The 25,081-nt window shown below is 39.5% G+C and carries 12 protein-coding genes; all 12 read left to right on the top strand.

Going from position 1 to position 25,081, the window contains the following annotated elements; translation table 11 throughout:
* Positions 1–489 precede the first annotated feature (489 nt).
* A complete protein-coding gene (locus AC50YG_RS23725; RefSeq protein WP_494830222.1) occupies positions 490–840 on the top strand; it encodes a hypothetical protein in 351 nt (116 codons plus the stop codon).
* A 17-nt stretch (positions 841–857) separates the two neighbouring features.
* Positions 858–2,690: a glutamine--fructose-6-phosphate transaminase (isomerizing) gene (gene glmS, locus AC50YG_RS23720; protein WP_494830218.1), complete on the top strand. Its 1,833-nt coding sequence runs from the start codon at positions 858–860 to the stop codon at positions 2,688–2,690.
* A 212-nt stretch (positions 2,691–2,902) separates the two neighbouring features.
* Entirely contained in the window at positions 2,903–3,244 is a 342-nt protein-coding gene (locus tag AC50YG_RS23715) for a helix-turn-helix domain-containing protein (RefSeq protein WP_494830444.1), read from the top strand.
* Between the two features lie 889 nt (positions 3,245–4,133).
* On the top strand, positions 4,134–4,997 hold the full coding sequence (locus AC50YG_RS23710) for a DUF4007 family protein (protein ID WP_494830216.1): 864 nt from the start codon (positions 4,134–4,136) through the stop codon (positions 4,995–4,997).
* Complete coding sequence (locus AC50YG_RS23705) at positions 4,994–8,437, top strand: hypothetical protein (RefSeq protein WP_494830214.1); 3,444 nt, start codon at positions 4,994–4,996, stop codon at positions 8,435–8,437. Before AC50YG_RS23710 ends, AC50YG_RS23705 begins: the two co-directional genes overlap by 4 nt.
* Positions 8,438–8,455: 18 nt before the next feature.
* Positions 8,456–9,256: a phosphoadenosine phosphosulfate reductase domain-containing protein gene (locus tag AC50YG_RS23700; protein WP_494830212.1), complete on the top strand. Its 801-nt coding sequence runs from the start codon at positions 8,456–8,458 to the stop codon at positions 9,254–9,256.
* A 168-nt stretch (positions 9,257–9,424) separates the two neighbouring features.
* Positions 9,425–11,269 (top strand): hypothetical protein, encoded by a 1,845-nt coding sequence (locus AC50YG_RS23695; protein WP_494830210.1) that lies wholly within the window; start codon positions 9,425–9,427, stop codon positions 11,267–11,269.
* A complete protein-coding gene (locus AC50YG_RS23690) occupies positions 11,269–12,816 on the top strand; it encodes a methylation-associated defense system protein MAD7 family protein (RefSeq protein ID WP_494830208.1) in 1,548 nt (515 codons plus the stop codon). Before AC50YG_RS23695 ends, AC50YG_RS23690 begins: the two co-directional genes overlap by 1 nt.
* Position 12,817: 1 nt before the next feature.
* Entirely contained in the window at positions 12,818–18,079 is a 5,262-nt protein-coding gene (locus tag AC50YG_RS23685) for an FtsK/SpoIIIE domain-containing protein (RefSeq protein WP_494830206.1), read from the top strand.
* Between the two features lie 715 nt (positions 18,080–18,794).
* Positions 18,795–21,050, top strand: a complete 2,256-nt coding sequence (locus AC50YG_RS23680) for a sensor histidine kinase (protein ID WP_494830204.1) — start codon at positions 18,795–18,797, stop codon at positions 21,048–21,050.
* Positions 21,051–21,072: 22 nt separating this feature from the next.
* Complete coding sequence (locus tag AC50YG_RS23675; RefSeq protein WP_494830202.1) at positions 21,073–23,346, top strand: hypothetical protein; 2,274 nt, start codon at positions 21,073–21,075, stop codon at positions 23,344–23,346.
* A gap of 495 nt (positions 23,347–23,841) precedes the next feature.
* Complete coding sequence (locus AC50YG_RS23670) at positions 23,842–24,948, top strand: hypothetical protein (RefSeq protein WP_494830200.1); 1,107 nt, start codon at positions 23,842–23,844, stop codon at positions 24,946–24,948.
* Positions 24,949–25,081: the final 133 nt, after the last annotated feature.

Genomic DNA, 25,081 nt, shown 5'->3' with positions numbered 1-25,081 from the left:
TAGCGTCAGCAATCGTAAACGATAGTACACGTTAACAACCGCAAACGTCGACGGAAATTCATATTAATAGCAGTAATCTTAAACGGGACTTATTTTTAAGGTTAGCAATTATAAACGTCAGTAATGTTAAGCGATATAAAAGATTGGTGCCCTAAATGATTAATGCCGCTTGCATTCGGCGATTGAATCGAAGCATGTGCGCTAAAGCTTCAGCACAGGCTGAGAGGATTGGCGGAATGCCGGCGGCTAGGCACCGATACGCTTTTTGAGACATAGAATGAAGTAGGTAGTGGTGGCAATCGGTGGTTATAGCTGCTTATGAATGGATACGAGCCCGATGTTGTTGCATATTTGCCTGAAAATGAATACAATAGAGATTATGATTTCATTCCAGAAGGAAAGCGAGGGTCGAGGTTATACAGCAATATAAGCGCCAGAGCTTGCGTGATGATTCGTTTCGATGCTCTACGTAACCGATGAATGGGCTGCATGATGGATGTGCAGACAGTGGTTATGGAAGCAGTAGGGGCGATCATACGGGAAGCTGACGAGGTGGAGGTGTTCGAAATGTTCGGCGGGGGCCTCCCGGTTATAGCATGCCAACCGAAAGCTGAGACGCAAAATGATTGGGCGACCATTCATACAAACGTTCAGCAGGCATCAACAGACGAAATAATTGAACTTTTATTCCCGTATGTCTATGGTGCCGCCTGTGGGGCTGGTACGGGCAGAGGGTTACACAACTTCTTTGTACAAAAGCAAAAGCTGAATTTGTGCCAACCGAATAGCGCCTGTGCCGCATATAGGCAGGCATCCGTCATAAGGGCATTATACCTATAACGGAGGTCTATTAAATTATGTGTGGAATTGTAGGATATATTGGTAAACGTGACTCGCAGGCGATTTTGATCGAAGGGCTGAAAAAGCTGGAATACCGCGGCTATGACTCGGCAGGCATTGCTGTATTCACGGACAACGGTCTTGAAGTATCCAAGGCAAAAGGACGTCTTGCGAATCTTGAAGGCAAGCTGCAAGGCGAGCCTTTGCACGGTTCCGTGGGCATTGGACATACACGCTGGGCAACTCACGGCAAGCCATCTGATGTGAACTCCCATCCGCATACGGACAATTCGGCTAAATTTTCGGTCGTTCACAATGGCATCATTGAGAACTACCTGGATCTGAAGGATGAATTGACTGCGAAGGGGCATGTATTCGTATCGGAGACGGATACAGAAGTGATTTCGCATCTCGTAGCTGATGAGTATGACGGCAACATCATTGAAGCGGTGCAGCGTGCGGTTAAACGTATGCGCGGAGCGTTCGCGCTTGGCGTATTGACGGAGTTTGAACCGGAGAAGCTGGTAGCGGTTCGTTTTGCAAGCCCGCTCGTAATTGGCGTAGGCAAAGGCGAAAACTTCATTGGCTCGGATATTCCGGCGATTTTGGAGCATACGCGTGACGTTTATATTTTGGACGACGGCGAAATGGCTATTTTGACACGTGATGGTGTCGAATTGATGACGACAGAAGGCGCAGCTATTTCCAAGGAAATATTCCATGTCGACTGGGATCTGGTAACCGCAGAAAAAGCCGGATTTGATCATTTTATGCTGAAAGAAATTTATGAGCAGCCGAAGGCATACCGCGACACAATGCTCGGCCGTGTTGCAGACGACGGCAAATCGGTACAGCTGTCTGAGCTGACGATGACGAAGGATTATATTAAAACGATTCGTAAAGTGCATATCGTAGCTTGCGGAACAGCTTACCATGCTGGCCTTGTTGGCAAAACGGTTATTGAGTCCATTGCCCGCATTCCGGTTGAAACGGATGTAGCTTCGGAATACCGTTACCGCTCGCCTATCATTACGCCGGATACACTCGTTATTGTAGTCAGCCAATCCGGTGAGACAGCGGATACGCTTGCTGCTTTGCGTGAAGCGAAGCGCAATGGCGCTCACGTACTAGCGATTACGAACGTAGTGGGCAGCTCGATTGCTCGTGAAGCGGATGATGTATTGGTAACGTTGGCAGGACCGGAAATTGCGGTTGCTTCGACCAAAGCTTACACGTCGCAGCTCGTCGTATTCTACCTGCTGAGCTTGTACTTCGCAGATACGCTGGGAACGAAAAATACAGCTGAGGTAAGCGAGATTCTTGCTGCTATGCAGGAGCTTCCTGAGCAAGTGGAAAGCATTTTGGAGCAAGCGCCAGTACTGCGCGATATTGCTGAATCGATTTCCTCGCATCCGAGCCTGTTCTTTATTGGCCGCGGCATTGACTATCCCGTTGCGCTGGAAGGCTCGCTGAAGTTGAAAGAAATTTCGTATATCCACTCGGAGGCTTACCCAGCTGGCGAGCTGAAGCACGGTACGTTGGCATTGATCGAAGAGGGCGTTCCCGTTATCGCACTGGTCACGCAGGAAGAGCTTTACGAGAAAACCTTGAGCAACATTAAAGAAGTGAAAGCACGTGGCGCGAATGTGCTCGGTATAGGTAATGTAGGTTATGAAGAGGAAGCGAACAAGTCGGTTGATACACTGTTCTCGATCCCTCGCACACTGCCGATCCTGACGCCAGCCCTGTCCGTGGTGCCGCTGCAATTGATCTCCTACTATGCTTCGCTTGCGCTCGGGCATGATGTCGATAAGCCGAGGAATTTGGCGAAGAGCGTTACGGTGGAGTAGGGGAGAATGATTATCTCCTGTTAGTGGAGTTTGGTATTAAAGTTGTGTTCCAGATCGCATTAAAGTTGTGTACTGAGCTTTAATGTTGTGTTCTATTCGGGATTATAGTTGTGCGCTGAGTAATAAAGTTGGTGCTACGTATTGAAGACCCTGAGTTGGTTTCTCAGGGTCTTCAATACACTTACATCTATATAGAATAGTGGTGTTTTGGGATAAGTGATATAGGATTCCGAATTAAAAGTATTCGTAAAGCGAGTAATCTTAATCAATCACAATTTGCTAAGACGATTGGAATTTCTAAAGGTAATTTAAGTGAAATTGTAATGGGAAATAGTAATCCTTCAGCAGAGACATTAATCTCAATTAGAGTTCAGTATATAGTAAATCTTAACTGGTTGTTAGCTGGATATGACTGGACAGACGGGTTTACATATGATGACAGTAGTGAGAAAAAGTTAGTTGAGGAATATAGAAGCTTGAATGATTACGATAAGAATGAAATTATTGAGATTATTCAATTAAAAAACAGACTAAGATCGATAACATCATCATGAAAACTACTATCTTACTAAGAGTTGTGTATTTCAATTCAAAAAGGCAGACTAAAACTTTATTTTGAGTTTTAGACTGCCTTTTGTTTGTTCAAGTGAGTCGATCGAAACTTATTGTCTACAGAAAATATAAAGTTAGTTAGCTTCCGATGCGCTTTCAATAGGTATACACTATCATAAGACTCGCCGCTCGTCTCCTGCTACCCCAAACTTCCTCTATCATTTCTCCTGCTTTCCCACATCAAACTTTAACTGCTTTTTTTCTTTGTTTTTCCTTGTTCTATCCCTGATATTTGCCTGCTCTTACGTCGAACTTTTAGTGGTTTAGCCTAATGAAGAAATGGCGGGGGATAGCAGGCAGAGCTTATGGGGTAAGGAGCTTGAGGGTTTGAGCGGGTGGGGAGAAGCAAACTTTAGGACTAATTGACATCAGTCATTCTAAACAATTTGGCTCACTCATCTGCAAGAGTTTTAGGGTTTTTCAGGCATTTCCTTGTAGATGTCTTCGCGGAAAACCTTCTCCCCTGCATTTACATTCACAAATTTCGTTCTAGGGTGGCATCATTCTACTCATGATTTATTTATAGACAGCAACTATATGTGGAGCAAAGTTTAATGCATAACATTTCAGAAAAAGTGATAGTTACGATGGAACGCACCAAATTTAAGGAAGAGTGATATTGATGATTTTCGTAAAATTGTATATAATAAAAATGAAATAAGAACATGTGTTTCTGTATTGAATTTATTTCGAATCAACGAGCGTATCTTATCCCATTTTGTTTTTAAGTTGCAACGGATTTTTGACATTTTAACAACAATGATTTATTAAAGAGCATGTATGTGCTATATTATTCTGGAAGGTAGTCTCCAGAAAACGAGAGGTAACGAAATGGGATACGGACAACATCAAAGTTTCTATTTGAGAATTAATTGGTTGAGAAAAGCGATTAACGAACTTGGTGACAATAAATTTTTATATAGAGATGACGCGGCAGAAAGAATCGGACTAGGAAAAAACATGGTGCAGTCGTTACGGTATTGGGTCTTTGCGACCGGTATTGTTGACATGCCTAATAAAGCGGAACAAGATATTTCCCGATTCGGGACAATGATGAGTAATTATGACCCGTATATTGAAATGATTGATACTGCTAGTATCGTACATTATCATTTGGTTGACAACATAGAACCAAGCACCGCTTGGTATTGGTATTTTAATATATATGAGAAGAAATCAGCGCGGAAAGACGAAGTTGTTGAGGACTTCTTGTTTTGGTTGGAAAAAAATGAGCCAAAGAAGCCATCTACTATTTCTATTAAAAGAGATATTGATTGTTTGGTACGCCTTTATTGTGATAAAGGAAAAGTAGATGATCCGGAAGATGTTATTCAAAGTCCGTTAAGTGTTATAGGATTATTACTTGAAGAAAAATCGATAATTACAAAAAAGAACTTGAAGTACACAGACATTGGACTAGCTGCGTTGATGTATACGTTGTTAGCTTATCAAGAGCAGTTTGAAATCAATCAGTTATCTGTTGAAGAAATTCAAAAAAAAGATTTCCTTTGGGGCAAAGTATTTCATCTTCCTAGAAATGAAATCATCAAGGCTCTTGATGCATTAGCAAACCATCCGTATAACCCGATCACGTTTGATCGCACAAATCGGTTAGACACCGTTCGATTACCTGTAGTTAATCGGTTTGATTTCTTAGAAGAAGAATATAGGCGGTATGGAAGGGAACGAGCATGATTAAGGAAAAGACATACTTTCAACCAAGTATAAACATACGTTTCGACTTTGGAAAAGCGGCTTTATTTGAGCGTTATTTACCGACGCCTTCCCATGTCGATCCTACAATAGGAATATTAAAAGGAATTTTGGGAAAAGGGAATAATTCCCATATTATTGTAGGGTCATACGGATCCGGAAAATCGCTTCTAGGGACAATTTTGTCAGGAGTCCTTTCCAATAACTTAGAAGATAATCTTTATAAGTCATTGATAAGTAAATATGAGATGGTCGACAATCAGATTCATGAGCTTCTTCTGGAATTAAAGAAACAAAACAAAACGTATATACCTGTCGTGTTAAGCGGGGAAGAAGGGGATTTTAAAAGAAGCCTCTTATCAGCTATAAACACAGCCTTGCGTGAATACAATCTTGATTTTACAAAAGACATTATAGGTGCGGACATTATAAACATTGTCGATACATGGGAAAATAAATATAAATCCACCTACCAAGAATTCCTGACTTTACTTGAAAAGAAAACGTGGACGATGGAAACATGGCGAAAAGATATTGAAAAGGTCAATGTTAAAGCCATCGATTGGTTCAGAAAAACATATCCTTTGCTTACTTCGGGATCAAAATTAAGCCTTAGCTACGATAAGGCTTTAATCACACAGCTAGAACAGATTACAGAAACATTACGGAAACAAAACCTGGGCTTATTTATCGTCTATGATGAGTTTGGGCGTTTTTTACAGACACTTCCTACTAGTGCTGTACATGAAACAATGGAAAATTTACAAGAATTAGCTGAGTTCTCCAACTCAGCTAAAGGAAGCGATCTAAGTGTATTATTGATTACGCATCGTAATTTAGGCCAATATGCTTTGCGTTATAATGAAGAACTGCAAAAAGAGTTTCAGCGAATAGAGAAGCGTTTTAACACTTACTATACAAAATCAGATCCATCTACTTTTGTGAGACTAGCTAGCTTTGTTACGACGGAATACAGGGAAGACAGGAAGCTAGTTAAAGATGAGTTTATTAAAGAGCTACGCTACTTCAATTTGTTTCCAGATCTTAATACATTTGAAATGGATGCTTTAGTTATTAAAGCATCCTATCCATTACATCCTGTCTCGTTATTTGCATTACCAGCATTAGCTAATATTGTTGCTCAGAACGAAAGAACATTATTTACCTTTTTAGAAAGCGATGAACGTGGTGGACTTAAGGAATATTTCAAAAGTAAACAGGATTGGTATCGTATAGATACGGTTTTTGATTATTTCGAGCCATCCTTTAGTGAATTTGAGCCTGATTCCTTGATTGGTCAATCTTATATACTGTACCAGAGGTTGCAAAAGAGAATGATAGAATCTTCAACTCGTGAAGATGAAATAAAAGTAATCAAACTACTCACCATTTGGAACATAGCAAGTTTATATGGACAACAAGATCCGAACGAAGATTTTATATCGTTTGCGCAATCATGGGAAAGCCCACATACGAAACTTGTATTAGAATCTCTACAAGTTAAGAAAGCTATTCGCTATAACAACGCACTTGATCATTGGGAGTTATTTGAAGGCAGTAGTGTAGATATTGAATCGGAAGTGGATAGAAGACTTCAGCTAAACCCGCAAAGTAAACGTCAGAAGATGGATCTGCTTAAATCTGTGCTTCATCATAAGTATGTATTACCTAAACAATATAACGATGATAGAAGTATTACTCGATTTGCCCCAATTGCTCCGATCTATCGTTCTGAGTTATTGGATCCAGAAACCTATAAATTATTCGTACCTGACCAGAAGGAAGCCGATGCTGTTATTTATTATGTATTCAACGACATCCAATACGGCAAAAATACGATCTTAAGTGATTTGATTGAACGCAGTCGGGATGAAGTAAAGTCCATCTATGTTTTTGCTGATGAACACCGCAATCTAAATCGATATTTGGAGCAGTTGGCGATGCTTTATCTCATGCGCGAAGATAAATACTTTATTATTCAGGATAAATTTTTGTTAGATGAATTAAATGCGGTCATCACGCGATTGGTTTATAAAATTAATGATGTGCTAAAGCCAATAACCAAGCTTCAAGGCTGCACATGGGTTTATAGTGGAGAAGAAAGAAGACTAACAAGCAGTATAGAACTAAGCATGTTTTTGTCCTATGATGTAATGAATGTGCTTTACAATAAAACGCCTGAAATTAGGAACGAAGCATTTAATCGTAGATCCATAACGAAAATTCAAAGAAATGCAGCAATTACAGTGCTTAATCAAATTATTCAGTTCCATAAGACTAACGAAATAAATATTAAAGGGTTCGGTCCTGAGCATCTTATTTATGCCACGGTAATTAACAATAACCATATTGATCTAAATAATCGGAACATAACCGATAATGAAAATCTGATTGCATTAAGAACGGAGCTCCAGCGAATTTTGCATCAAGGGAGTGGACGAGTCTCTGAACTTGTTCATGTCTTTGAACGCCCACCATACGGTATTAGAAAACCTGTTATACCATTGTTATTAGCTACGTTATTGTATCAAGAGTGGAATTTTATTATGTTCTATCATCATGATATGCATAATAAAAAAGTGGATGGCGAGATGTTATTTAACATCACAGAGAATCCTGATCTATATACGTTTAAGTATATACCGTTCCAAACAGAACATTTCGGAGTTATTAATGCCATTAAGACCACTTTTGTTGAATTTTCCCAACAAGAAGAGGATCAATTGCTTCATCCTGCTGTTTTTGTGAATCAAGTGTTGTTAAAGTGGTTACGATCTTTGCCGCGAATAACACAAAATACAAGACAAATGTCAAATCGTACGAACCTTATCAAAGATTGTATTCGGGAGGGAGAAATCCAACCTGATACTTCCCTAGAACGGCTTTATGAATTATGCCAGAACGGCATGAACCTTGGGACTTTAAGCGATGTCAAAACAGAATGTGAAGCTTATGACGGACAACATAAAATAGACATCGAAGGACAGATTTTTCAAACCGCGGGCGTTCATACCTTCAGTGAACTTCGGATGTGGGCTAGTGAGAAAAGCACAATCATCAAGGCGAGCAATCCTTTTGTAAATTCACTCGTTACCTCAGATGAATCCAATTGGGTGGAACTATTATGTGAGAAGATCGTAGGTGTGAAGAGAGAAAATTGGTCGGATACAACGGATCAAATTTTTGTTTCTCAGATCATTAGCAACCTTGAAAGTTTGATCGAAGAGACGACAAATGACAGCTTCCTTGAGGTGAAAATTGGGGAAAGTGCGTATGCGATTCCCAATGTTGAACTTACTGAACAATCGAAGGCGATGCTGAATGCAACGAAAGCTAACATGAACCAATTAAAGAGAAGAATTCCTAAATCGGAGCTTCAGGTTATGCTGTTAGAACTACTTAAAGAATTCATAAGTGAGTAATTGAAATGAGATGATGATATGGAAAGTCGTAAAACCAAGCATGTTGCCATGTTTAGCGGTGGTGCTGCAAGTGCGTATGTGGCCTACTTAATGGTTCAGACACATGGTATAGATAACTGTTTGCTTTTTTTCACAGATACGCTTTGGGAGCATCCGGATAACTACAGATTTATGTATGATATTGCTGAGTATATTGGCGTCGAGTTTAAACATGTGATGGATACGAGAACTCCGGAGACTGTCTTTACAGAAACGCGGTTCTTAGGAAATTCTCGTCTTGCTAAATGTTCTTCCGAACTGAAAGTTAGGCAAACGGTTATTTTTATTGAAGAACTAAGAGATCAAGGGTATGAGCCTATCTTGTACTTTGGTATTGGACCTCATGAGAAGCATCGACAAGAAAACCTATCTGAGTTTTATGCGCATCAAGCACTTGAACCCGTAGAAACAAGATTTCCTTTAATTGATTCCAATCTCAAAGATAAAAACCTCAAAGATATTATAGAACTTGAATGGAAGATTAAATTACCGGAAATGTATTACCTAGGATTTTCTCACGCCAATTGTGGGGGACGTTGTGTCCGCGGCGGATTAACACATTATGTGCATTTATATAAAACGTGGCCAGAGGTCTATCAACAACAAGAAGAGATGGAGAACAGACTTCGTGAAATGCTGGGTAATGTTACGATTTTAAAACGGGACAGTGTGCCGTTAACTTTAAAGCAGTTCAGGGAAGAAATTGAAGCAGGGATTATACGGGAAAGCTCAGTTTCTGAAGAGAATGAAGCGGTGCCTTGTGTTTGTGTGTTTAACTAATATGTGTTTTAGCGGACCCGAGTTTGATCTGGGTCTTTTTTTATTGGATTCTTCTTTAGAAAAAAGAGGAAGTATATGGATTAATGCAGAATCTATAACTTATGAACTATTTTGTCGAAAGAGCATAATATTAAAACGAAAACTCACTACGATGAAGCGGAGGTTGAAATGACAACTTCTCATACCGAATGGATAAATTTTTTGCGACAGTACGGACCCATACCGCGTAATGATAATATGTATGATGAAACGATTCAGCGGGTCGTGAAAAGGAAGCAAATTGAGCCGATATTGATTAAGGCTAAATACCTAGATGAGTTAATTGAAAACTTTCGTTCGGAAAAACCGAGCTCTGTTATCTTAACTGGAACAGCTGGAGATGGTAAAACGTACCACAGCCGTGAAGTTTGGCTAGATTTGGGCGGTACCTATGAACAATGGGAAGTGCCCGGCAATATTAAACAGCTTTACATAGGTAGTAATAAGACTCTTTATGTTATCAAAGACCTCAGTGAATTGTCGGACCAAGAACGTGAATATTTGGTTCTATTTGCGCAAGCGATAAAAGGGCGGCGTACGGATGTTTTGTTTCTAATTGCAGCCAATGATGGGCAGCTTATAGAGGCATTGAAACAGGTGAATGAAGATTTCAACGCTATAGGCATTCGAGAGATTATAGAAGAGATGTTGGTAAACGAGCAGCAAGAAAATGATCGATATGAACTACGTCTTTATAATCTTAGTCGAATAAGTGCTGCTTGGGCTTTACCTCAGGTTATCGATGCAGTAGTAAATCACTCAGGATGGAATGATTGCAACCGCTGCGAGTATCAAGATCATGAAGTTGTAAACAAGCGATGTCCGATTTGGGAAAACAAAAAGCGACTCGAAGATGTCGACGGGACTAAAACATTACGAACACGATTAATTGATTTACTTGAATTGTGTGAAATTAATAATGTGCATTTACCCATCCGGCAATTGCTGTTACTGGTTTCCAACATGATCCTAGGCCATTCCGATGTAAAAGATAAGTTAATGAAATGTAAAGATATTCCTGGTATCATTGAAAAACGAACAATGGTAAAAGCAAGTATTTACCGTAACGTTTTTGGAGAAAATTTGACCGATCGTAAACGAGAAGCTACGGATGTTTTCAATACGTTAGGTCGTTTTGGGATCGGCAATGAAACGAGTAATAAAATTGATAATATTTTAATCTTCGGCAATGATGATCCGGATCTAAAAAAATTATATGAAGAGTTAATGCTCTCAGACGAATACTATGGGGCAGATGCTACCTTTAAAACACAGCAGAAGGCATATTTGGAGGGTGTAACGGAGGATGGAGGAGCCGTATTCTTAGATTTGGTTCGTTCACAGCGGCAGAGATTGTTCTTTAGTATTCCTCGTGAGAAAGAGGATGAATTAAAGCTGTGGGAATTAACCACTTTCCAATATGCTGGGGAGTTCTTAACAAAAGTATATCGTTCCTTTCATCAAGGAGCCAAACCTTCTTTACAAATCGTCTCTAGGCTTGTTCGGGGATTAAACCGCATATCCACGGGGCTGTTGACGAGAACGCAAGATAAATTAATTTTAGCTACCTCTGGGAGTCACTCACAGGCGAAAGTAAGTAAAATATTTGAAAGCTTTATTTCGGTCACTCGCGATCGTGGGGAAAGTGTGCAGATAAAAGCGGAGTCATCCGGAAAGCTAAATTTGGAAGTCAGTCTTTCTTCCAATCCGGCTATTCCTGTGGTGAAATTACATCTTCAATTAATTCGTTACGAGTTTTTGTCGCGGGTGGCTGAGGGAGCTCTGCCAGGAAGTTTCTCGCGGGAATGTTACGAAGATATTCTTGCATTTAAAAGTCGCTTGTTAAAGCAACTCGATGTTAGGAAAAAGCAAGACGAAGAGGACACTGACTTTAATGACAGTATGTCTTTTCACATGATTAAGTTAAATGCGGATGGTATTCTGGACAAAAAGACGGTGGAGGTTTTATTCTAATGCGCGATATACTGCCTCGTCCATCAAAAATTGATTCTGATATGTGGGTAGACGAAGCCATTTGGGGTCATCGTCTTTACGATGAACAAAATCCATGGCTCTGTTTCATGGAATTTTTGAATGTACTGAATTCCGAAATGGAAGCGGATCGTGCCTTTGTTGAAACGGTTCCCAATTCATTGTCATATTCTCCACAATCGCGATTATACTTACGAAACATTCTATTTAACAATCCACGTATGACCGTTATCGAGAGGCAGCATCGTAACGATAATCGTGCACAGTGGGATCGTTGGAAAGACTCTATGGCAAATAGTGCAGGTATCGCAAGTCCGGATTATACATACTTGGAAGAACGTTTTTCGTCATTCGAGGATTTTAAAGAAGTGGTAGAATTTCTATGCTCCTCTACAATAGAAGGGGAAAACAATAAGCGCTGGAGTTCACAGTTTGTGTTTCCGTTTGGTCCGGACTGTCTTTATGAAGATTTAAATGTCCGAGATAATGGCACTTCTCAAGATCGCAGATTTTTTGCGCGGACAGGGGAAATGCTGTATTTGATGTTATCACGAAGCGGCCAAGGAGAAGAATTGATCGCTCACTTTCAATCACGTATCTTGAAAAAAGATACGAAATTCAACCGTCTTGTTGCTGCACTGCAGCCTAGCCACGACCTCGTACATTCGACAACGACAAAACGGGAAGGAACGTATCTCCCTTATATAGATTTACCCGAATACAAAGCCATTGCAGAGGACTGGTCACAATTATTTAGATGCAATATTCCAACATACGATGTTGTTCCTTATTTGATAAACATCTTAGGTCTGCATATGCTATTGTACTGCTTAAACCGATCTAAAGATATTTTAGGCCAGACGGAAAAGGCGACATTTGTCGTAGAAATTGTCTCGCCTAAAAAAACAGTCATAAGGGAAATATCGGCTGACTCTTTCAGTGATAATCATAATTTGTCCCGATTTGCAGTTGAACGCTATATTGGAAAAGTTCGGGAAACAGAAGAATGGAAGAGCGCTGTCGAAGAGAATGAAATACTTGTCTGTCGAGAAATTTTAAAACGGGAGTTCGCCTGGCCTCATGAGAAAAACGAAAAAGAGTTCGATGTTATCGAAACTGCTGATGAGCTTTTTGAGACAATCTTTGAAAAAGCGATTAATAGACATAAACAGCATTTAAATAAATTTCACAATGTATGGAGCAGAGAGATTGGTCTTTCATCCCGCCGGGGTAGCCGAAGGTCTCGTTATGCTCCTCAAGATTTGTTGCTTAAATCATTGGTTTTATGTGTTGTTCCTTCACGAATGGAGTTCCAGGAGTTTTTGGAAGAACTATACGTGAAATATGGTTTGATCATAGGGGACAAACAAGCTGCGGAATATATTAGTACGGGCCGGGCTGATCAAGAAGCATTCTCTGAAAATGCAGCCAGATTAGAGCAGAGGTTATCTAGCATGGGATTGTTGAAGAGACTATCCGATGCTTGCGCTTATGTGGAAAATCCTTTTGCTACTCGGGAGGACGAATAAAATGAACGGAATTGAATTGATAGGACATGTAGCGACTGAATACTTTAGGAAACACCTTCAGGGCGATGGGGCGGATAATCCTGATGGGGTCGCTCGATTTTTGCTGGATCGTTTGACCGGTGAGGTCGTCTCAACAATATGCCAGAGTATCCTGCAAGATGTTCATTTGAGTGCAAAAGTAGACATTAAAGTTCCGAAACAATTAGTGGAAGGTTTTGATCTGCCTGATGATGTCATCACAGAACAAAGAACGACGTATTGGAGAAATGCATCTTGTGAGAAAGATGCACTTATTCTTGCGAATACGAATGATGACCAGGGACCATCTCTAAAAGATATAACTACGATTGGAGCAGGAGATTTAAAAGGAGTACCAGAGCTTTGGGTGGAAACAGCGAGTCGCGATTTATTGCTAACAGAAGAATTAATCGGATATTGGGAGAAAGCGCTGAAGGGTTTACAAGAAGCAAATGAATGTAGCTTAGAACAATTCAGTGCATATGTTGTATGGACACGAAGCATTATGCTGACGGAAGGATTGCCTCTCATCAATGCGCTCGGATGGGCATTGCCTGCATTACGCATTCCGAGAGATTCGGGTTATTTTGAAGCGCTTTCGATCAAAACGCTTAATCATCTGTCTAAGTGGAAGAAGATGTTTCAGAATGCGTTTAGCAAAAGAGCTTGTTATTTAATCAAGCAAAATCCGAATCGACAAACATTGGAAATCGAACAGCTTGAGGCCATGTATCTTAGAAAGCAAGATCAAATTCCCGTGGGACTTCACGCTATTGTGGAAACCTATATTGAATCAAAAGCAGGCTGGTCGGATGCTTCGAAACAGCTTGCGGAGTTAGAGTGGGAACGGGATAACATCTACCTTTTATTTGATGATATCAAGATTTTGAAAGCCCCACTGGCTACCCGTACACTACGGCATTTTGAAGATGAATTTCCTGATGTACTTAACGAAGCAGATAAAAGTTATTTGTACATGCTAGAGAAACGAAAGATTAAGGAAGCTAATGAAGAAGATCGGGATTTTTATGAGCAGCACCGCCAGGAGTTAGAGATGGAGAGATCTCTGAAATCGGATTGGGATAAATTTGTATATGGTAAACCGATCGACTGTGATGACTTATATGTGGGTTTACTCGAAGCAGTCGAACGATTATTTGAGCAATGCGAGAACTCGAGTGGGGCTAAAACATTGGTTGTTAAAACCACTAGAGGAAGCGGAAAGAAAACCTGGCTTGAACTTAATGAAGATGTCGCCATGTATTTTTGTACAGCTTATCGTGGAATCGAGAAACTAACGAATCGATATGTGAAATGGGAGACCAACCGCTTGTTTCAATACGATGAGTTGATTGGAAGCAAAACGGATCCTAAAAAGAACGCATCAACATCGAGGGCAGCGTTACAAATTGGTTTTGATGTCGAGCTCCAATACTCGGATCTTGCGGGCAATAGACAAAAAAATGCAGTTCGTATCATTTGGCAAGGAAAACCCGCTGCTATGGGAATGGAACTTTACGATGACTTGAAACGGTTATCCGTTCATAGTTTTTCTTACTCTAATGTTAGCAAAAATCCAATTAGTAAAAAAGGGAAGATTCAAAGCATTTCGCTTACTGATGTAGGTACTTTACAAGCCGTATACGGACAAGACCGCGGTTCATTGATTGGTTCGTATGGAAAGTCCGATGATATTAGCAAACTTTTCAAGAAAAATCTTAAGCAGGCTTTATCAGAAGGACGAGTTAGCTCCTCAGGATTCCAAGAAATACAATCGAAATGGGAAGCATTCGCCTTACTGTATTCCAAGGCCATTGAAGATTGGAAGTCTGAAGGGGTATCAGCGGATTCTTTACTTGGCCAGTGTGAAGCTTATGATCAATTACTTCGTAGTTTGAAACTTCACGCGCAAGGTGATGTAAACCGAATAGAATTGTGGCATCTCTTGATGAAGATAGGTAATGTCCAGGTAGAAGGTAAAAAGCCAATCTCTATAATAGCACCGTGGCACCCCATGCGCTTAGCAGCAAAGGCAATTAAAGCACGGCAAGTGAGCAGTCTCATTAATTATATTCTTGTTTCTGACGTAGTGGATTTTGGTGATTCCAAATTGTTTTTCTCCGACTTACGGGCAGAACTCAAACATCCTTATTATCCAGAAGTCGCAGTGGGATTTGAAGGGCAACAAGCTCATTTACTAACCGTATCTGATACGCTTAATGATTATAGTTTAATGGAATATCCGGTAAAAGAAGCTGAGGGTCAAGATACAAATGAAGACCCTCGTGAAGCAAGTGCTAAAGTATTGGCTCTTGTAAAAAGATATTTGGATTTACAGCCACATGAACGAACCAATTTGAGCATTGTTTTGTTTAACTGCGATTCGACTCGGTTACCTGAAAATATTGTCGGCGCATTGACTTCCTTACATGATCGTGAAGATGAAGTTCGTTGCCAGGTCATATTAAGACATCGTGATGCAGATAAGTTAAATAATCTGTACATGAAGATGATTGAAGGCGATGATATCGGTCCGGACACGTTTGTTGCTAGCGAGGTCTCGCGTGATTTTATGGCAAGGCTTAGAATTGAAGTGATGGCTGATGCAGCCCCACGTTCGGATACGGCAGATGGAAAACCGGCTGACATCGTATTTTTACAAGATGTCATTTCACGGCAGGCAAAATTAGTATGGATGGAAGATAAAGTCGCTAATATTCCTGTGATACAAGAACATTATCCGCCTCGATGGGCAAGAAGGCGATCTTCGGCAAAAGATGACTTGAAGTCAACTGTTTATTTGACTTGCCCGAGTCAACCGACTGTTGGCATCACCTATTTGGCTACGGTATTTTCTATGATCAATAGTATAGAGTCTAAAGAAGATATACTCTATCTGCCTGCAAGACAAATCACGTTCCAAAACGAGTATGTTCGAGGAATATTTGATGAGGCTCATTCCCTCGGAGAATGGGTTGTCAATTATGACGATTTACTGGAACGGAGACAATTGAAAAGCCAGGGAGTTAAAGTAATTAAATATCAGCACAGTCGTACCCAGGGACCGAATCTAATTGTTTCTTCACGATCAAAGCTAAACTTGCTTCAGGTTCTGGTAAAGAGAAGATTAGAGTCATTAAACTTAGGGCTGGATGAAGGGACATTATTTCAATTAACTGAAAGATTCATTGACGAAGCGAATGGGATTTCTGGAGATATTGTTTTACGTGCTGCTAAACGTGGAGTTTTCGCAGGTGAGTTGATAGGTGTAGTTTTAAGTAAATTATTGCTTCAATCTGAATTGAATGCTTCCTCAATTGGGTGGTTTTTCTTAGATGACTATGCTACGTGGCTGGGTCAAAAAGAGGAGCAGATCGCCGATATTTTGGCGCTGTGTCCAAAGATTAAAAACGGGCAGCCGTATTTGCAAGTATTGGTGACAGAAGCCAAATACGTGGATTCCAAAGGCGCGGCGGATGCTAAGAAGAACTCACAAAAGCAACTTCGGGATACCATGGTCCGCATGGATAATGCGATATTTGGAAGTCCAGGAAGACTAGATAGAGATTTGTGGTTGTCACGATTAAGCGATTTGTTAAACGATGGACTGGAGTTTACTCAAAACGATGAATTTTCAATTGAAGAGTGGCGCGATGGCATTCGCAACGGTTCGATTCCGATCGAGTTAAAAGGATACTCGCATGTTTTCTTGTACAGTGCCTCGGATATGCCTATGGACAGTGAACAATGGCCGATTCAAAATACAACTCACGGCTATCAGGAAGTATATCCTCGGGAGTTGGTCAGAGAACTTGTCTTAGCTTATCATCGTGGCGAATCGGTCATCAACATTCGAGAACGAATTGGTAATGAGCGACCTTGGGAAAACTATCATGCACAGCTTCCTGCTAAGAGGGTCAGTTTAATTGAAACTGAAGAAGAAGCACCTATTCCTACTTTTCTCCAAATGCAGGAAGTGGAGCAACGTGTAACTCACAAGGATGATGCCGTAGATGTGAACTTTGATAGTACTCAAGTACTAGAAGAACAAATTGATGGAGACTTTGAAGTTTCATGGACAAATCCACTTTTGTCAACATGGATTATGAATCATTTATCAGCAGATACCGAGAATGAAGAAATAGCTCGTTGGGTGAATCAAACCGTAACGGTATTGAGGTCAGCCTTGATAAGCTACAATCTGCAGGCAAAGGTGTTAGATTATCGCTTAACACCAAACGCAGTCGTCATTAAGCTTAAGGGATCCGATCAACTGCGAGTTGAAGATATTGAAAAGAAAAAGTCTCAGCTACTAACGACTCATGCGCTAGACATCATCAACATTATCGCACAGCCTGGTGAGATCGTTGTTTCAGTTGCTCGGCCACAGCGTGAAACGATTACGCTTGGTGATGTGTGGAGATACAGAGAAGTGCAGTCTGATGCTTCCGGCATGAATATGAGCTTTATTGTTGGAATCAAAGAAGTTGATGGAGAAATATTGTATTTAAATCTTGGCGGACCTTTTGGCGATTTAGAGCATCACGCTCCACACACATTGATAGCAGGTGCAACAGGAAGCGGTAAGTCGGTTCTCCTGCAAAATCTAATTTTAGATATCTGTGTGACGAACTCTCCGGACCTGGCTAAGATTTACTTAATTGACCCTAAATTCGGTGTGGATTATCAGAACCTTGAGGAACTGCCTCATTTGGCAGAAGGAATTATTATTGATCAGTCACGTGCTGTCAGTGTGCTTGAATTCCTTGTTGAGGAAATGGATAACAGATACTTAGCTTTCAGGGAACAAAAAGTAAATAGTCTAAAAGATTATAACGCAAAGATGTCAGCTGGAGAGAAGATTCCGTTATTATTCCTTATCCATGATGAGTTTGCGGAATGGATGCTTGTGGACACATACAAGAGCGCAATCTCATCCATCGTTCAACGACTGGGAGTTAAAGCAAGAGCGGCGGGCATTCATCTGATCTTCGCCGCGCAGCGTCCCGATGCAAATGTACTACCTGTGCAATTGCGTGATAACCTTGGTAACCGTCTAATCTTGCGTGTCGAAAGCGTAGGGACCTCAGAGATTGCTCTTAGTGAAAAAGGCGCTGAAAAGTTACTTGGAAAGGGTCATCTTGTTGCTCGATTGCAAGGGGAGCCTAACTTTATTTATGGACAAGTTCCGTTTATTACGAATCAGGGGATTGCTGAAGTTACGGAAATAATCAAATTGATTTAAGAGTGGTTTAAGTTTCTGTGATGCTTTATTGATTACTGGAGCTGAAGAAACGTCAGCGGATAAAGTGGAAAGGTGTCGCAAAGTAAACGCTAAGGGAAATACTGGTGGTTTTCTGGGCGCTACAGTGGACGAACAGGTCAGGAGCTACCGTGACAAGAGAAAAACTCTGGGGATACTAGTAGCTCACTGGGCACTGGAGCGGATGAACAGATCAAGGGATACCGCGGCAATGTGCAAGAGAATAAGATACTGGGAAAATCCTGGCGGTTCGCTGGCGTCGGACAAATGAAATGTCAGAAAATATCATGCAAGTTGATAGGGGGTAACACACTATGGAATTATTGGTAGTTACTGAGCGCCGGAGCGAATGAACTGGACAGGAGATACCGCGCAAGCTGCTGTAGATTAAGCGCTAGGGAAAGGTGGTTCACTGGGTACTGGAGCTGATTGTCAGGAAAAGTTGCGGACTTCTGATGAAAGTTTGGGGATTGCTAGGGCATTGCAGACTACTAGATTACATTGTGAATTTAAGCAAAGAATGGTCTTGGAAACGTTATTCACCTAATTGAAATTAATCAGTGCTTTTATTACTGAGATACGCTTGAAAGGAATACTGCATTGAGAATGTTCGTTTACATGGATATAGAGTATCAGGGGATTACAGAGTTCCTACATAAGTTTCAAATAATTGGTCATCAAGAAAGGAGGAGTTAATATGACTAAGTTTTCAGCAATGGCTAGAATTTTATCACATTTGGGAGATCAATTGATAAGCAGTTCTACTGTTGCCATCTTAGAGCTCATAAAGAATGCCTATGATGCCGGCTCACCTTCAGTTAAAATCACTATTGATCAGGCTCGACGTACGCTCGTAATTGAGGACAAAGGATCTGGTATGTCACGAGACGATATATTAAACAAATATTTAGTGATTGGCACAACAGATAGATTAGACAAGAAGGAAAGAATAAGAAAAAGACTAAAAGAACAATTATCAAACGAGGAGCATAAGGAGGAAGAGGAAGAGGAAGAGGACAACAATGTACCTCTAGGCGAAAAAGGTTTGGGGCGCTTTGCTACAATGAAGTTAGGAGAGAAGCTCGTCTTATTTACTAGATCTAAGACTCAGGAAGATGGAAGTTTACTCTTGATCAATTGGAACAAATTTAATTACTCAAGCAAAAATAAGCTTGAGGATATCAAGGTCCATTTGTTGAACGTTAGCACTGATGTTATTCCTAAGAACTATGGAAAGAATTTTGTCAAAATCAAAATATACGATATTAAAGATTTTTACAATCCTGACGAATGGAATAAAAAAAAGTTCGAAAATTTCTACAAAAAAAATTTTATGAAGTATATCAATCCTTTTCAGCCAAACAAAGGCTTTCAAATTACATTAGAAATCTTCACTGCGGATCAAAATTTTTATCGTTATACCCCAGAGATAATCGATCGCAAGTTTCTAGATCAAGCACCGTATAAGATTGTTGGTAATATTGAAGGTGCACTTTTAAATGCAAACTATTACATTCAAGGGGAAGACGACAAAGAGCATTTCGGCAGGATGCCTGAAATTATTCAGGAGTTAGAAGGGCGTCTTGAATACATGGAAGATCAGATTGGTCCGTTTTCTTTTGAATTTTATTTCTTTAATCGTAACAAAGCACGGTTGGATCAGATTAAAGGTTACGAAGATTACGCCGAGAAGAGGAGAATGCTCGACCTTTATAACGGTGGCATCATGATATATCGCGACAACTTTCGTGTTCTTCCTTTCGCAGAACCGGGAAACGACTGGTTAGAGTTAGATAGTAGTGGCTTCAGAGCGAGTGGCATTCGATTTAATACATTACAAACCGTGGGGACCATACATATTACCACCCTCGACAACGGTAACATAAAGGATCAAACAAATCGGGAAGGGCTCGTCCATAACAAGGCTTACGAAAATTTAAAAATAACTCTTAAATCAATATTAAAAAGTTTTAAAAATAAGGTAGAGGACTACTACCCCAAAAAGACGATCAAAAAAGGGCCAGTGGAAACGGAAGACATTCATGAGGCGATAAAACCTTTGCCTAACCGGATAGAGAAATTGAAATTGGAAATGGGATTGCTTTTCGAGCTAACAAAACATTCTAATCCAAAGATCGTTCAGTCCGCCAAAATTTTGAATCACAACATTACTGAAATCGAGGAAGAGTATTCGGAATTAAAAAATTCTGTGAATGAGCTTGATGAGAAAATAAAAGAAGTAGAAGTACAGCAAAAGAGAATTTTTGATTTGGCAGGTATTGGAATGACAGCTGAGACGGTAGCTCATGAAATGAGAAGTTATCTAGGGCGTATAAATAGTTATTTGGTTGACTTAAGAAGGCGAGTGCCTACTGAAAAGGAAACTATTACGACACTTTTGCACAATACAAAAGCCCTCGAAATTGTTGTTTCTAGACTTGATCTACAATCAGTAACCAAAAGAAGAAGTAGGTCAAAGCTTGATTTAATAGCAGCAATAAAAGAAATATGTGAAAGTAAGTCATTAACGTGGAAGCTAGATGGAGGCAAAAATATTGAGATTGAAATAGAATGTTATGGTCAAATTTTTGTCAAAGCGAATCAAGGAATGATTGTACAAGTGTTTGATAACCTACTCAATAATTCATTTTATTGGTTGCAAAGGCACAAAAAAAAATATCCTGAAAAGCAGGCGAAGATATGTGTTCGAATTAAAGAGGATGCAGTTGTCGAGGTTTCAGATAATGGAGCGGGAATTTCGCACGGGGATGCAAGATATATATTTGAACCGTTTTTCACTAGAAAAGTGGATGGTGAAGGAAGGGGACTAGGTTTATATATCGTATCGCAAATACTTAATTTTCATCATTCCGATATAAAACTTTCAGAGGAACAAAATGAATTTGGAAACTATTATAAATTTATAATTGACTTTTCAGAAATACAGATCTGACATAAGGAAGGACAGAAAAATATTGATTACACATGACCAACTAAAAGAAACATTGATAGCCATGGGGATTACCCATGCCGTTGTCATCGATGATAAATTAAATGAAGATCAACAAGTTATTTTGGATATTTTGGAAGGATCTTATGATTCGTCTGATTTTGAGGTTCGAACATTCATAGAAAATCTAGGTTATACAGTTGAAAATTTGAAACAACAAGAAAGCTTCCCGCCACTAGTAGTGAAAAAGCTAAAAGAGCACTTTCCGAGTGTCGTTAAATCAGAAATAGGTGAGTTGCTAGCGATTTTATCTAATATTTTTGATCAGGATAACATTCAGCTTTTGGATTCGGTTACTAGAACACCAATAATAGAAAGCAATACAATTTTGTTTTTAGACTACAAACTAGAGGGTAGTGTTATCAAATCCGAACAACTTGCACGAATGCTAGCAGAAAACGATACGTCGGACTTCAATCCAAGATGCATTGTTTTCATAAGTAGTGATAAATTATTCACTTTTGAAGGAGAGCGTTATCGTATGCTGGATTATAAGCAGCGTACAGAGTATTTTAGAAAGCTGCGGGAACAGCATGAATCCAAAAAATATAAAAACACTGTCTATGATTACATTCATAAAGGCAACTTATCGACAGAGGTTAACGCGCTAGGGGAACTATTCAAAGTCTTTCAAAACTTGTACGGTAGTAAAAAGTTTTTTGAGTTATTAAATTGTGTAGAAGAAATACTTTTTAGTAGTAGTGAAGCCGTGTTGGGACAGTTCCACTTGTTGAATGCGCGTTCCATTCAAGGTATGATCAAGGAAAAAGTGGTGGAAGAGGGGATTTCAGGCCCGACGTTTCTAATACAATGGATTTCAAGGCATATCGCTAAGAAAGTAGAGCAAAAAGAAGAAACAGGTTTGAAAATTGATCGAATATTACGCGATATTAACGATTGGACGCAATCGTATTACGAAACACATGAGGATGTAGTATTACGTGAAATATTAATTTCTGAAATGTGGGACAAAAAGGTTAATGATAGATTTCTACCTGTTGATTTTGGGGATATATATGAAATTGACTATAATAGCGAGAAGAGGAGAGCAATCCTTCTAACCCAAACCTGTACTCTTGCGATCCGTAATAACGGCAAACGAACAGGTAGAGTAGCAATGCTCGCTTTGGAAAACAAAGAGAAGATCGGAAGAGATTCTAGTATTACGATAGATGATTGGAAAAATGAGAAGATTACTTTCGATTTGGATGAAACCATCAGTATCCCTATTTCGTTCTTAGATTTGACAACACTTAATAACGAGGGTAAAGCCGTCTTGCAGTGGGTATCCGGTGGAGAACCGTTTACTTGCCCGTCACAAGCTTTTTGGAGTGATGGTTACAAGCTGATGATGAAAACATTTGTCGAGGAACTCGCGCAAAAGTTAATCAGAAGCAATACAAAAATGCATCAAATTGATGAAACTTATATGCCCTTTAAGAACGGAAATACCGCACAAATGTATAATTATGAGTTTCCCATAAAACGATTGAGTCGTTTGGATCAGCAATATGCTCTTTACGTGTTTCAAGAAGCGCAAGCTTGGTGGGGAAGAATTGGCTTACCTGTTAACGTTAATTTTATGGATGATTACAAAGTAAATGAAGGTACTGTAAATGCTCATGGAGCCATATACCCATGTAACTTTTACGTCAAAAAGCGATTGAATGACATTGTGGATATTGGTATTTCTCTTGAAGATCTTAGTCATATTATAGGAAGTCTTTATGATGATGATGCCGAAAGTATTGAGCAGATACAGATGCTTATTTCTACTAGACCTGAGCTTGCTCATTTGCATTTCGCATCGGGTCAAAAAATATTGTCACTCAAGGAGACCAAAACTGGTGTTGAACTTCTCCAAAAAAATAAAGTATATATTAAACTAATTGGTGAAAATCCATGTACAATGGACTTAAAGATCGGTAAAATAAGTAAGTTTATGATGGATGGGATCGACATCACTGCAAGTGTTGTTGATTTTAATACGGATTCAGTAGGTAACATTAAGTTGAAGTTAGCAAAAATTTTGCTTGAAGAAAAAGACTTATTGCAATATATTGAAAGAATTGATAACAAAATAAGTGAAGTAGATGGAATCGGTTCTGTCGTTAGTTTGTCGCGAAGGGATCAGATTTTTGAATGCATAATTGAAAAAAATTACTTGAAACTGCAAGTACGCTTAGACAGAGCACAACAAGAGACTGCGGCAGCGGTAGAGCAGGTCACAGGCGATTAGAATCTGCCCATATGAACGTAAGCATAAAATAACAGGTTAAATAGAAACATTAATCATAGAGGATGCCCGGTTAATAAAGGTGCTCCCTGTCCGGTTCGTAAAATATTAACACTTGAGGAAGCGATTTAGGGTTTGACATTGAGTCTCAGGCAGGAGCGAAACGATCTTATTGGCCACAATGAAAATGAGCGTGGGTGAGACTTAATTGCAAGTAACGCTTTGGTTTGGTTCTTGTTCACAACGACCGGTTTGCAATATTACATGTAGGGTGGTTCTCCACTTTGCTTTTGATTGACTGAATTATTAATTTAACTTGAAATCTTAGGATCTGGAGGGGAATCATGCAGCTTCAAGTCTCTCCACTCGCACCATTTTATAAGTTGTGATTAAAAACTCCTTGGATCAATATGATTTAGGAGTTTTTGTTTGTGATACTATAAATTAGTAGGTTTTTATTAGCACAGCATATTAAATAATATAAAGAAGGAATTATATATGGGACTAATCGATTTAACGAAAGTGTGTCTGCGTTTTCAGGAAGAACTTGAGTTAGCAAAGGTTGGGGGAAAGAAAAATTATTTAAGTGAAGTTGCAAAAGCTAAGAAGTATCTTAGTAAGTTTTTTATTAATGAGAAAGAGTTGAAGGAAATTCATAAATCAGGGGCTATGATTTATGAGTATGCTTTTCTCTTACGACTTAGTGATGAGTTCTGGGTCAAGAAGCTCCTAGAAAAACTTTTAGCCGAATATAGAGATGCATATTTGGTAGATCAGGAGAGATGCTTTGGTGTGTGGAATAGCAGTTTAGATACTATAAGTAGAGCAATAAGGAATATTAAATCTGCTGCTCATTTGGAGATTCCAAAAGATGATTCTCAAAACATGGAGCTGTTTACAAAGTCTTGTTTTAGGGATATTGGAGATATACTTGAAGGTTCATTACAGCCACTGGTAAGGCTAAGACTCGAACTGCAGAGTATAAGTGGACATTGGAAAGGAAACTCCAAACTCGTCTCATCAATGAGCTTTGGTGATGTAATTAGCGAGTTGAATGCCAAGGGAGATGAATATTTTCCTGCACCGTTCACTATATCTGTAAGTCAATGGCGAAATATTGCAAACCATAATAGCTATGAAGTAGAAAGTGGTGATATCGTTTGTAGATATGGAAAAGGTAATAAAAATTCACTCCGATTAAAGCGAACTGAACTGATTCAGGTGAGTCATTACATAATGAATTTATACAACACTCATAAAATTGCGTTTGAAATATTTAGTATAGATAATTTGGAGGGAATTACAAGAAAAAGAAATGCGAGAGAAGCGGGAAGCTCATTTGGGACTAATTTTGATTTTGAAGGAACACTAACAGCGGGTCTATTTTTATCTGGTTTCACGATATTAAATGTCGGTTATAAACCAGGAGTACTAGGATTATTGCTTACTGATACAGCTAATAGAAGTCATGATGAAAGTAAGAGATCACTCCAGAGTGCTTTGTTTCCATTTATTGTGGTTTTTGGACCTTGTGAAGTTGGAGCTGTAGTTCAATCAAGAAAAATGGCCTATAGGTTTAGTTTTAAATCTATGATAAGGACCTAAGGTAAAGGTAATAGCAGTTTTTTCGATGATTATACCAGGGAATTCCTGATGATAAAACCATCTCTTTTCATTTGATTAAAAACAGGAGTAGATTGAATGCATTTAACAGGTTTCCTGATCGAGGATGCGGAGC

Source organism: Paenibacillus sp. J31R34 (assembly GCF_059383715.1).
This window is presented reverse-complemented; position numbering and strand designations above follow the sequence as displayed.